This is a genomic window from Limnothrix sp. CMB-01 (genome assembly GCF_055193175.1).
The window spans coordinates 4,140,751-4,153,078 of sequence record NZ_CM143720.1 but is presented as its reverse complement, the minus strand read 5'-3'; the positions used below and the strand labels follow the sequence as shown (position 1 = coordinate 4,153,078).

General features: G+C 54.0%; 10 protein-coding genes. 5 read left to right on the top strand and 5 right to left on the bottom strand.

Going from position 1 to position 12,328, the window contains the following annotated elements:
* Positions 1–159: 159 nt before the first annotated feature.
* On the top strand, positions 160–993 hold the full coding sequence (locus ACZA91_RS17180; RefSeq protein WP_463183666.1) for an alpha/beta hydrolase: 834 nt from the start codon (positions 160–162) through the stop codon (positions 991–993).
* 56 nt (positions 994–1,049) lie between these two features.
* Positions 1,050–1,595, top strand: coding sequence for a Uma2 family endonuclease (locus ACZA91_RS17175; protein WP_463183664.1), 546 nt, complete (start codon positions 1,050–1,052; stop codon positions 1,593–1,595).
* Between the two features lie 36 nt (positions 1,596–1,631).
* Here ACZA91_RS17175 and ACZA91_RS17170 read toward each other — a convergent pair whose 3' ends face one another.
* The 4 genes from ACZA91_RS17170 to ACZA91_RS17155 form a co-directional block, all read right to left on the bottom strand.
* A complete protein-coding gene (locus ACZA91_RS17170; protein WP_099534199.1) occupies positions 1,632–3,212 on the bottom strand; it encodes an adenosine deaminase family protein in 1,581 nt (526 codons plus the stop codon).
* Positions 3,213–3,557: 345 nt separating this feature from the next.
* On the bottom strand, positions 3,558–5,777 hold the full coding sequence (locus ACZA91_RS17165; protein ID WP_463183662.1) for a lytic transglycosylase domain-containing protein: 2,220 nt from the start codon (positions 5,775–5,777) through the stop codon (positions 3,558–3,560).
* A gap of 45 nt (positions 5,778–5,822) precedes the next feature.
* The gene (locus ACZA91_RS17160) at positions 5,823–6,323 is read right to left on the bottom strand and encodes a GNAT family N-acetyltransferase (RefSeq protein WP_099534201.1); all 501 of its coding nucleotides are present in this window, start codon (positions 6,321–6,323) and stop codon (positions 5,823–5,825) included.
* A 1,606-nt stretch (positions 6,324–7,929) separates the two neighbouring features.
* Positions 7,930–9,534 (bottom strand): YcjF family protein, encoded by a 1,605-nt coding sequence (locus ACZA91_RS17155; RefSeq protein ID WP_463183659.1) that lies wholly within the window; start codon positions 9,532–9,534, stop codon positions 7,930–7,932.
* A gap of 155 nt (positions 9,535–9,689) precedes the next feature.
* Here ACZA91_RS17155 and ACZA91_RS17150 point away from each other — a divergent pair, with 155 nt between their 5' ends.
* The 3 genes from ACZA91_RS17150 to ACZA91_RS17140 all read left to right on the top strand — a co-directional run bounded on the left by ACZA91_RS17150 (position 9,690) and on the right by ACZA91_RS17140 (position 11,659).
* On the top strand, positions 9,690–10,424 hold the full coding sequence (locus ACZA91_RS17150) for a glycerophosphoryl diester phosphodiesterase membrane domain-containing protein (RefSeq protein ID WP_463183658.1): 735 nt from the start codon (positions 9,690–9,692) through the stop codon (positions 10,422–10,424).
* Between the two features lie 368 nt (positions 10,425–10,792).
* On the top strand, positions 10,793–11,167 hold the full coding sequence (locus ACZA91_RS17145) for a hypothetical protein (protein WP_463183656.1): 375 nt from the start codon (positions 10,793–10,795) through the stop codon (positions 11,165–11,167).
* On the top strand, positions 11,168–11,659 hold the full coding sequence (locus ACZA91_RS17140) for a hypothetical protein (protein ID WP_463183654.1): 492 nt from the start codon (positions 11,168–11,170) through the stop codon (positions 11,657–11,659). It begins immediately after the preceding gene.
* A 69-nt stretch (positions 11,660–11,728) separates the two neighbouring features.
* On the opposite strand, the gene pgsA is transcribed toward ACZA91_RS17140, so the two are convergent.
* Entirely contained in the window at positions 11,729–12,259 is a 531-nt protein-coding gene (gene pgsA, locus ACZA91_RS17135) for a CDP-diacylglycerol--glycerol-3-phosphate 3-phosphatidyltransferase (protein WP_463183651.1), read from the bottom strand.
* Positions 12,260–12,328: the final 69 nt, after the last annotated feature.

Sequence of the window (12,328 nt, the reverse complement as noted above, 5' to 3'; positions counted from 1 at the left end):
CAGTCTTGAGGCGATATTTTACAACCTTGATGTTGCTAAAGTCGCAAGCCGATCGAAACCGGCCTCTTGGCTGCCTGTGGTGCGGGTGGCCGGTTGGCGGGCCGCGGGCGGCGACCATCGGTCAAACTAGCTTATAAAAATCAAAATGGGTCACTGGTAATGTGGTCTTCCCAGTTGCGATCGCTGTTAATTGGTGAACTGAGTTGGCAGCGATTGATTCGATCGATTGTTTTTGTCTATGTGGCAATTACGCTGTATGTCTTCTTTCGGGCGGATAGCATGATCTTTTTGCCACCGCCGCCGAGCTATGTTGACAGTCCTGAAATTTTGAAAATTCCGGTCAATCCTCGGGAAAAAATTTCAGCCCTTTATTTGCCACAGAAAAACGCCCGATCGACCATTCTTTATATTCACGGTAATGCCAGTGACTTGGGGCAAATTCGGCCCTGGCTGTTTCAGTTACATAACTGGGGCTATCCGGTGTTTGCCTACGATTATCGTGGCTATGGAACCAGTGACGGCAGCCCCAGCGAGGCCAATGCCTATGAAGATGCGGAAGCGGCCTATCAATATCTCACCCAAACTTTGAAAATTGCGCCGCGCAATCTTCTGGTTTATGGGCAATCGCTCGGGGGCGGATCGGCCACGGAGTTGGCGCGACGGCATCCGGTGGGAGGCTTAATTTTGGAAAGCACTTTCACCTCCGCTTTTCGGGTGGTGTTGCCGATTGCGATTTTCCCCTTTGATAAGTTCACCAATCACAGTAAGTTGGCCCAGGTGCGATCGCCCGTTTTAGTTATTCATGGTCAACAGGATCAAACGATTAATTGGTCCCACGGGCAGCAACTCTACGCCGCCGCTCCCGGAATGAAGCGATCGCTCTGGATCGCTGGTGCCGGCCACAATGATTTGAGTGAAGTGGCGGGCGATCGATTGCGGCAGTCTCTCGCGGAATTTGCCGCCCTAGTCGAGACCCAAAACGCCACGCCCTAGGCCATCAAACCTGTTGATAGACTGGGGGGAAATTCCCCGATCGAAACTGGTCGCCTATGTTGACCCTGGCGCAATGGACTGTGGCGGAATATCACCAAATGATCGCGGCGGGCCTGCTGGTCGATCGCCGTGTGGAACTGTTGAACGGGCAAATTATTGAAATGTCACCGGAAGGGCCAGAACACCGCTATCAGTGCAGCAGTTTGGGCGATCGGTTGCGGTTTTTGTTGCGCGATCGAGCTTGGATTAGTGAGGCACACCCAATTACGTTGGATGACTCGGAGCCGGAGCCGGATTTGGCAATTGTTCGGTTGCCTCGATCGGCCTTTCGCGATCGCCACCCGGGGCCAGCGGATCTGTTTTGGGTGATTGAAATTGCCCGATCGACCCTGACCACAGACCTGACCCACAAGCGGGATCTCTATGCACGGGTGGGAATTCCGGAATATTGGGTGGTGGATTTGGTGAATCGGCGGGTGGTGGTATTTCGGCAACCGGAAGCGGGCCGCTACAGCCAAGAAGAAACGGTGAGCGATCGCCCGATCGCCCCGCTGGCTTTCCCGGACTGCGCGATCGATCTAGTCCAGCTCTTTCAACCGTAAGCAAATCGGGCGTAGGCAAATCGTGAATTTCCTGCACTAGGGGCCCGTACGGAACGAGGGCAAGGCTTCAAATTGGGCAAACTCCGATTCAAGTTTCCACTGCACCCGGGCGCGATCGCTCTGGGCCAAAAAGCCCCGACAACCCGCCGAAATGGAAGCAGCGTTGGGCGAATCTTGGGCACAGGCGGCAGTCACTGCGTCAAAATTTGACGAATTCCAAAGACTGACTCCCGAGAGGAAACTATATTCCAAACTATTGCGCGCCAACCGTTTGAGATCGGCATAGCTCAACTGATAGCGCAAGATTGCCAATCCATACTCGTTGCTCAAATCAATGCGAGCAATGCCCTCATCATCGGAAGCCAACGTCATCGGCACACCGGCCGCCAGATATTCGCGGAAGGGATGTTGGTTGCCAGCCACATTCAAAATCACCTCATTGCTGGTGAGGCAAATTTCGACTAACACCCCCCGTTTGCGCATTTCTGCCATCAGTTGAAAGGGGTTGTTTTCATAGAGAATGCTCACCCCATGGCCAATGCGACTGGCCTGAGCCACTTCCACCGCTTGACGAATATGAAAACGCAGATCATTCGGTGGCACTAAGCCCAGGGTTAATTCCCCTGCGTGAAGAGAAATTTTGACTTCCGGAAACTGCGTTTTTAGAAATTGCAACATCTGCATTTGTTGCTGGTAGTCGCGCAGGGCCACCGGATTATCTTCGGGCGCAACTAAGTTGATCCCCACAACGCGAGAGTTTGCTTTAGCCAACTCAAAGGCATAAACAAATTGGGCAAAAACTTCTTCGGGCGCTTTGGTGCGTGTGGTTTGTTGCAAATAGCGCACCGTCACTTCACAGCCCGGTTGAGCCATGGGCGTATCGCAGCGTAAAGTGCTGGCGACCTGGCGTTCAAGATTCGCCACCTCCTGGCTCCCTCGGGCCACCAGATCCATTAAGCCGCGATCAAGCAGCGCGCGCCGCATTTGGGCAAAGTCGCCACTCCAGCCCACCGCCCGCCCCAGTTGACGCACTTCAGCGCCTTGAACAGTCATCAACAGTTCTAAATAGAAAATATGCTGATCAGCAGCGCGATTGGCCACCTCCGCCACCATGTCGTCCTGGCGCGACGGAGCAGAAGAAATCTCCGAAAAGCCGCCAAACGCCTGGAAAAATTGATCATGTCCCGATCGATTGGCAAAAGGCAGATTGCGCGTTGACCACAGATTAATCAGGGCATCGTAGGTGTCAGGACGATTGGGCAACTGCGAGGCGGGAAAATAGCGGCTGTTTTGGCCACAGGCACTCGGTGGAATCAGGGTTAGGGCCTGGGGATCAATGCAGTAGCCATCGGCGGCGGCCCACTCCAAATAACGCTCCGCATAAACGGCCCCGCTCAGGTGTGTATGAATGTCGCCCCCTTTCGGCATTCGCTGCACAAAGGCCCGAATCGCAGGGGGACTGGCGCGGTGTTGCTCCAGCCATTGGCTCACTTGGGCTTCGGCATCACGGCGCGATCGCGGGTTTACGGGAGCTTCTTGGGCGGCAACGCTGGAAACAACCAGGCCAGAACCAAGCAACAGTCCCCATAAAACAGCGAAGGAGGAAAGTTTGGGCATGGAAAACCGGGGGGCGGTGGGAGAATTTTGGTGAACTGTACCGCCAATTTTTGCCCAATCATTCAACCATATTCAAATTCTAAATAAATTTACATTTTTGTTCTCAATATCTGTCTAAAAATCGGCTAAGGATTGCAATATTTTTCTGGAAATTATCCATTATTTACATCGTTTACCTCGCCAACAAGGGGATCAAGCCCCTTGTTCCACGTGATTTCATGGCAGCAATGTCAAGATTTTGGGTGATTTGATTAATAGCCTGAAGCCCTTTTTTGTTGATTAATAGAGTGAGAATTAGATCAGCATTTGGTTTGATTTGACTTGATTTGACTTTTTAAGCATCCTCTAGGGGCTATTTTGGGGTTTGGAATCAGCTTGAAACGGTTGCAAAATTGCTTGGGTTTCCGGGTTGTAGAGCCGGAGATAATTCCAATAATTGCCCAACACGTTTTCTACATAGCCGCGCGTTTCCGAAAAGGGAATTTGCTCCACGAATCGATCGAGATCCGCCGTGCCAAATTGCTTCACCCAGCGGTTCACATTGCCCGGCCCGGCGTTGTAGGCGGCGACTGCTAGCAGACTGTTGTTGTTATATTCCCGGTGGGTATAGTCCAAAAACCAAGTGCCGAGTTTGATGTTGTCCGGGGGATTTTCCAGGGTGTAATCCTTGAAGCCGATTTTGTTGGCTACCCATTCGCCCGTGGAAGGCAACACCTGCATTAAGCCCACGGCATTGGCGATCGAGCGGATGTCGCGCTCAAAGTGGGACTCTTGGCGAATTAGCCCCAACACGAGGGCCGAATTCAGGTTTTGGGCCCGGGCCCCGGCGGCGATCGCATCCCAATAGGGACGGGGATAGAGCCGCCGCCAATAGTTCAAGTCTCGACGGGCGGCCGCAAACTGTTCCCGATCGCCCGGTTCCTCTCGCCACCGCAAATTGGCCAGGGCAAAAAGACCGGCTAAATAATCGCCATTGCCCAGTCGCAACGTGCCGTCCGTATATTGCTCTGCAAAGGTGGGCTGGTTGCGGTTTTGGAATTCCGTTTGCCAATAGTCAAAGGCAGCGCGGTCTTGCTCCAGTTGATAGAGCGCTTGCAGGGTGGGCGATCCGGCGGGTAAGGGGGCGCGGGGGGGCGGCGGTTGCAGGGTGGGTTGCCCCGATCGAATGGTGGTGAAATCTCCGACCGGTAACCCCAACTTCACCGCCGATCGCCAGGCGTAGTAGGACTCGGGATACTGTTGCAGGGTGTGGCGGTAGGCCGCTTGGGCGGCCGCTTGGTCTCCCAACTGGGCGGCCCATTGCCCAGCCCAAAAGCTGGCCCGGGGGGCATCTTCATGCTCAGGGTTTTGTTGCACCAGGGCGATCGCCCATTGGCGGGCCGCTTGGGGGCTGGTGGTGGCGGCTTCCTCGGCCAGTTGCCAGCGCAAATCGCCGGCCGCATCGCTGTTGCTGAAGGTTTTGAAGAGTCGATCGCGATCGGCCGTGGTGGGCTGTTGCTGATTTTTCAGGATCCGCACTCGCTCCAGCAGGGCCCGAGGGGCATGGGTGGGGTTGGCCAGGGCGCGATCGAGCAGGGCCAGACCTTCGGCCGGCGGCACTAACCGGGCCAAACGGGTCATGCCAAAGGCCGCTTCTGGAGCCTGGGGAAATTGCTGAATCAGGCGACGATAGCGGGCGATCGCCTCGGGCCGTTTGCCGCCCAGTTGGGCCCCCCGCCCGGCCCGATAGGCATGGAGGGGGCTGGGGGTGGCTTTGGCGTAGGCATCACCGGCCTTGGCGTATTGACGACGATCCCAATAGATCCGCCCGATCGTGGCCCAATCGGCGGGGGTGGTGGCGGTGGCGAACTGACTTTCTAAGGGCCCCAGATAGTTGCCCACGTCCCGCGCATCGGGGGCATGGCGCAATAGATATAGGAACCAGTCGGGGCGATCGGGCGTTTGGGCTAACCGTTGCTTGGCTACCGCGATCGCCCGGGGATGGGATTTCCAGGGAGAATCGGCCGCCACCAGGCGATCGAGCCACTTTGGATCCTGTTGACCCAACCCATAGAGCGCTTCCGCCGTGGCCGGATCCTGGGGAAATTGCTTCAGCAGGGTTTGCCAGGTTTGGCTGGCCCCAGCCCGATCGCCCCCTTGGAGTTGCGCCTTGGCCCGCAGGGCCAACACCGGAGCCAACAGCACCGGATCATCAGCATTTTCCAGCCACTTCAGGGCCGTTGCATGGTCTTTGACGCTCAGGGCTTCCGTGGCCAACACATAGCGTGCGCCCGATCGGGTCAAGGAGTTGACGGAATCGGCCAACTCCGTCAGGGGAGGCACTTTGGCCGCTTTGGGATCCTTGGCCTCGGGACTGGGCGTTTCTTGGTGAATTCGGGCCGCGGCCACTTCGGCTAATCCCGTTGTGGGAGATTGATTAGCCTGACGATTGGCCAACCAATCTCCCATGGGTGACAGGGCCGCACCAACCCCCAAGACCACGGCTCCCGCAGCCCCCAAACCCACCACCCAAGGGCGATCGCGCCACAGGTGACGTAACCCCACTGTCCAAGTTGCAAACTTCACGGCCAGCCTCGATCGCAAGACACCCTAGCCATTGTGCCGCAGTCCCTATGCCGATGTGGGTTGGGCCACCACCTCCGCCACCGGCACCACCTCCGCCCCTTGGCAAGTTGGCAAGGGTTCAATCAAGGGTTGATTCAACAACACCATGGTGGTGCTTTGGTTTTCCTGGAAACCAATCCGTTCATAAAACGCCTGTTGATTGGTGGTCATTAAATAGACTCGCTCCACCCGGCAGAGTTGCGGGTGCGCCAAAACCGTTTGCACCAATTTGCGCCCAATGCCAGCCCCTTGATAGGTGGGATGAACCACCACATCCCAAATCGTGGCCCGATAGATGCCATCGGAGGTGGCCCGGGCAAACCCAATCAACCGATCGCCATCCCAAGCGCTAATCACCGGCAAACTGTTGGCCACGGCTAATTCCACGTCCTCTCGGCGGCGATCGCGCGCCCAAAATGCCGTGTCCTGAAACAGTTGATGGAGTTGGTCAAAATCAATCTCTTCGGCGCGATCGCGAAACTGAATATGGCTGCAATCGAGAGGCATGGCAGTCGCAGGCAAACAACGACAATTGCAGTTGATGGTAAACGACCCATCCCAACTTTGGCAGCGTCCTGGCACACGGAAATGCAGCCAGGTTCGATCGGCCCAAAATTCTTTCCAAAATTCCTTGCTCCAAAACCTGACCCTAATCAGTCTCTAACCTGTCCCTAATCGATTCCTAATTTGTCTCGGGTAGGGTGTTGGGGAATGGCTGCCGGGAATGTACCGCCCTCCGTCAGCGCCCGATCGCGCCCTTGATCCCAACTCGCTCCGAAAGCCGGGATCAGCAAGCCGGGATCAACAGGCCGGGATCAGCTCTTGCCGCAACACCTGAAATATGAAGGGCGATCGCGTGAATTTTCCCCAACCCGCTAGCAAGCACTATTGGGTTCATAACCATTTGTAAGTAAATCGCAACTAAAAAGCCCCATTTCTGACTTCTTTATTGCTATAGATCGCATTTTTTAACAGTTGCGAATTATTTCAACCTACGGGGATCAAACCCATTAGAATCAAATCAGTTAGCGCTAGACAACCTAGTTAGTTAACTCCCTTAACCATCGTTTCAAGTTATTGCCTCGTTTCGTAGAGGGCTACATAGACCTTGTGGCTCTGTTCGTTAACCAAAACCCCAGTGGTTTTGATGGGCTTGTAACATGCAGCATTGTCATTGATTCTGAATCAGAATCCTCTCGGAAGTCTTAGTTGGCTAAAATAATCATTAGCCAATCCGTTAGCCAATTAGTTAGCTCAGCTAAAGCGCAGTTGGTTATCCGTCTTTCGCAGTTGGCTTGTCACGATTTTGCGGTTCGCTGTTTCTCATTGATCGTTTGATCAGTCAGTTCTTGCTTGTTTTGTGGAACTGCTGGCAACTGAAGACAGGTTTTCTCGGCTTTTCGACCTTGATGATGTTGATGGCTGGCTTGAGTTCTGATTAACTCGCTGGCTCCGCTGAACATCACGGGTCACCCTTTCGATATCTCAAAGTCTCAAACATTTCGTCTCAAACATTTCTGATGACTTAGGAGGCTCCCTAATTCCTCTCTGATTGCTGTTTGTGTTTGATTTTGATTTGACTTGCATTTGACGACGATTGATGATGTTGGATTTTGGTTGGGCTTGGTTGGACGAGAACTGGATTAAGTCGTTTTCAGTCTCAAAGATTCAGTCGGTCTGAATTCTCCTAAGACCAAGCCCCCATTCCACCATCAAATTCTCAAGTATCGGCCATGAGCATGGTGATCTGAGGCTCAAAACAAGACCGGAAACGGCCATGTCGGCAACCGCTGGAGCACTGTCCTAGCAATCGCCAGCCCAAGCTTGGCCTCGATTTGGTCAAAGGGTTTGGGTCGCCTGCGTCGGTTGCAAGCCTGCCCATGGCAACGTTTGTTGCTAATGTTTCTGAGGTTTTTGAACGTTTCTTGCCAGAGGCTTTCTTGCCGAAGGCTTGCTGTTGAATTCCGAACTGTTTCCATTGTCGAATTGAGTATTAGCTGATTGAACGCTGATCGAACATTGCTTGAATAATGGATCAAAGAGCCACCCTCATCGGGTGGTTTCTTTTTGGGATGATTTGCTGGGAATTGGCAACAGCTTCCTGGAGGAGAAATTAGGGGTTAGGAGAAGTGCGATCGGGCGGCTTTGGTTGCGGCGCAGTTTCTTGGGCGATCGGTTGCACCACCTTCGCGATCGCCTGTTGCACAAACCGTTTTACAAACTGATCGCGTTGTTCTAGCTGAAACTGTTTTTTGACCACTTCGCTAATGCCACCATCGCCCCAATCTTGATCGTGACGAAAATATTCAATGAAACTGCGGCCGGCAATGCGGGTTAAATAGGCCGCTGTCACCGCTTGGATGGCTCGGCTGATGATGGCGGTGGCGATGTTCACCTGGAGCGCGGTAGTCAAAATTCCCATGGCTCCCTTGACAATGCCCAAGCCGGTCATGGTTTTGGCGAGGGACAGGGCCAACTCCTGTGCCCGATCGCCACTTAAGTTGCAGCCATAGACCTTGCCCAATTCCAGAATCATTTGGGCATTGACCGCCGCCGTGGCCAGCAAATCCACCACCGGAATAGGCGTGACGGCCACAGCTCCCGCCCCCAGCCACTGATAGCGATCGACCACGGCTTCGGCCTGTCGTCGTCGCTGGGCATCAATGAGTTGGCGGGCCCGATCGCTCAAGCGCTGGGCTTGCAGCAACATATTGTCCGCAATCAGTTCTTCCCCTTCGGCCCGCAACACCGCCACGATCCGCCGAATCAGGGGCATAATCTCCGGGTCGGGGGTCAGGGTTTCCCCGTTGGGCAACCGCACCGCTGCCGGCCGCGCCGCGATCGGGACAATATCCGCCGTGGGGAGCTGTTCTGCCAACCGTTCCCGCAATTTGGCCAAAATTGCGGTGCGATCGGCCTCGGGGTAGCGATCGGTTTTGTTGAACACCAGCAGCGATCGCTTCCCGATCGCCAACAACTGTTGCAGTGGCTCCAATTCCGACTGCTGCAAGTCGCCTTCCACTACAAAAATCAGTAAGTCCGCTTCAGCCGCCAGCCGCCGTGCCTGGCGATCGCGCTGGGTTCCCGCCACCCCCGCTTCCAAAATGCCCGGCGTGTCCGTAATCAATAAGGCGCGATCGATTTCCGGTAGCGCCAGCCGATAGGTTTCGCCCTCTTCCGTTGTGCCCATGGTGGGGCCAATAGTTCCGGCCACCCGTCCCAGCAGGGCATTAACCAAGGAGGTTTTGCCCGCTGACCCTGTGCCAAACACCACCAACAGCAATTCGCCCCGGGCCAAGCTGCTTTCAATTTCGCGCGATCGATCCAACAGGGCCTGCCGCGCCACCCGATCGCGAATTAAGTCCACCTGGGCCCGCACAGCCTCCAGCGCCGCGCCGGCCGCTTCGGTTTTCACTTCGGAAACGGTGGGGCTGGGTTCCGGCGGAGTGGGGGGCGTTTGTCCAGTGATCGATCGCTGGGTCACTTGCCAGAGCGATCGCCAATCTTGGGGCCAATCCAGGGGCCGCACATACCGAAAAAACGCCACCAGCAAGGCCCCCAACAGGGCCAAGGTCAACAAGACGACCACCGGCCCCAAAAATGGGGCTGTCCAACTCACCTGCCAGTAGAGCTGTTGCAGGGCGCTGACGAGCCAGAGCACCAGCGCCAAGATGACGCAAAGCCCAGTCAGGACAACAATAAAGCGAGTTAGGGTCATAAATACTGAATCATGAATACTTGACGATATCGATGGATGCTGAATAAAGTGTGAAAAACTTAAGTTTGAATCCAAGCTTCAAGAAAGAACACCTTATTCAAGTATCACATTCTGCGTCAAGCTAATAAGTCGCAAAGTTAGGCGGAATCAATTCAATGAATAAAATTACAGAGGCTGTGAATCTATTCAAGTCTAACATCAAATTATTTAGTGCTATTGTTCTCACGGTCTGGCTACCAGGTTCGCTCATTTGCAGCTATTTTGACTTCTATGTTTTTCCAGAATGGGCTAATGGCGATGAGATGAGTTTTCTAAAATACTCAATGCGTCTCTCAAGTACCATTGAGTTTATTGTCAAGCCAATCTACATTGGCGGATTATTCTATGGAGCATCTCAATTCCAAAAAGGATTGGCCGTCAGCTACCAACAAGCGATGACCTATGCCTTTCGTAGGAGCTTGAAGATGATTGCGACGAGTATAACGACAAATTTAATTATTTTGGGAGGAACAGTTTTATTTATTATTCCCGGTGTGATTTTAGCATTGCGCTTTGCACTAGTAGATCCAGTTGTTGTTTTGGAAGGAACCACTGGCTCTCAGGCTAGACAGCGCAGCACCCAGTTAACTCAAGGAAGGCGATGGAGAATTGCTGGAACTACGGTATTGAGCGTTTTAGTTACAATTCTGCTTATGGGTATTGCTTCTGTGGTAATTTACATTCCTTCTGGATTCATGGGACTGGAAGAAAGTTTTATCATCCATGTAATTGCTACGGTGCTGACTAATGTTATTGCTATTCTTCCTTATCTAGTGATTTTCTGTTTTTATTGGGAGAGTGCAGAACCCATCAACAAGGTCAGCAAAATTAAAATTTCTCGCTATCTCTAGTTTTCTAGCCTGAATTCCTATTCAATCCTGGCGGCGATCGACCATGGCATTCAGCAGGCGATCGCCCAAACAGTCGAGCCGCTACAAAGCCAGATTACCGGTTTACAAACCGAGATGCAGCGGGTGATTAAGATGATTGAGGGGATGCAAAACAGCTAGCTGTCTCCCTTCGCTTGCAACGATCGCCCAAGTTAGACTTCCGTTGCATCATTCTGGCCGCGTTCGAGCCAGAGCAATGCGGATTGAACTGATGCGCCATCCAGCAAAGCCCACCCGATCGGTCGAGTGGGCTTTGTTTTTTGTGACTTCGATCGCCGTCAGTGCTCACACTGGGCTGTAGAGTCTCGGCAGCATCAACGGTGACGGCAATGGAAGACTTAGTGCTGACAGAACTCAAGGAAGCTCGCCGTAAGGGCTGGCGGCGAGTCAAGGAATTGGTTGGCGAGATGGCCGCTGAGTGGCTATCCCTAGACGAAGAAAACCCATCACCAGAAACCGAAGAGCGCCTAGAAAATTTGAAACAGCAAGCCTTTGAGCTGCTAGACACGCTCATCCCTGACTGCGGGTGGATTCGCTATGGGGTCTACGATCCTGAAGATGGCAACGTTGGAATCGTGATGGTCAGAATTTGCCACAATGACGTGGATTTTTCGCGAATCACCACACCGATCGTGCGTCCCGCCACCGAGTCACCAGCGCCTGAGTCATCCGCGATCGACCTGCTGAAGGCCCTGGGGGAATAGATGCGGGGAATCGTTGCGTTTTTCGCTTGGGCCGTGTTGGGCTTGGCAGTGGGCTGGGCGGGAGCCGTGGCCAAAGCCGCCCTACTCGCAAACGATCCAGGATGGGCTAAAACGTTCTACGTCGTGACCTGCACCATTTGGATTGGTGGCTTATTCCTTGGGTCGATCCTGATTGCCCGTGGCTTCCAAGCCTGCGGTGTCCGGTTCACGCGCACCCTCACCACCTGGTGCGGTGTCTTGACTGTTTTGCTGTGTGGACTGACTGACCTGGCGAGTGACTACCTTCAGTGGCGGCCCCAGCAATCGCAACCGTTCGGAATTTCCGAATGGTTCGCCGACTACAGCCGCCGGGAAGTCAGTGTTTACACCCGTCGCCGAGGCGCTTCGCTGATGCTTCAACCCGTCATTTTTGCCATGCAAGCGGGGGTTACAGCGATGATTGTGGTGTTCGGTTGCTCCGATCTGGGCTACGACCCCGAGGACGATCGCTAGGATATGGCCGCGTATGTCAACGTCAATTCTAATGTTTTTCTGTGTGAGAAAAATCAAGAAAGACGTGATCTAAGAACCGGATTCAACGCTCTGTTTACCAACCGGAATGAGATAAATTGCGCCGGAGATTATGGTTAGGGCCACAGAAACCCAAAAGAGACCGATCGCCCAAAGGGAGTAAGCATCCATCACTGGGGCCAACAACAGGGCGATCGCGGCGATTTGGCTGACGGTTTTCAGTTTGCCCCAGAGGTTTGCCCCCGAAATGCTGGTTTGGTTTACGCGCCAACCGGCGATCGTCAGCTCCCGCGCCAAAATCACAAAAACGCCCCAAGCCGGAATCCGCCCCAGCTCCACCAACAGAAGCAAGGGAGCCAAAACCAGCAACTTATCGACCAACGGATCCAAAAATTTGCCCAAGTCTGTCACTTGGTTCAGCTTGCGGGCCAAGTATCCATCCAGCCAGTCTGTGCCCGCAGCCAACAGAAACACACCCAATACCCACCAGCGATCGGCTGTGGTGGGTTCGCCGCTGAGCCACCACAACAATAGGGGCACTGCTGCCAACCGCGACACGGTGATCCAAGTGGGCAAATTCACGGCTGTTTCTCCAACGCTTGAACAATACTTGTAGCGCGATCGGGCTGGGAAGGCTAGCGATCGCGCCCA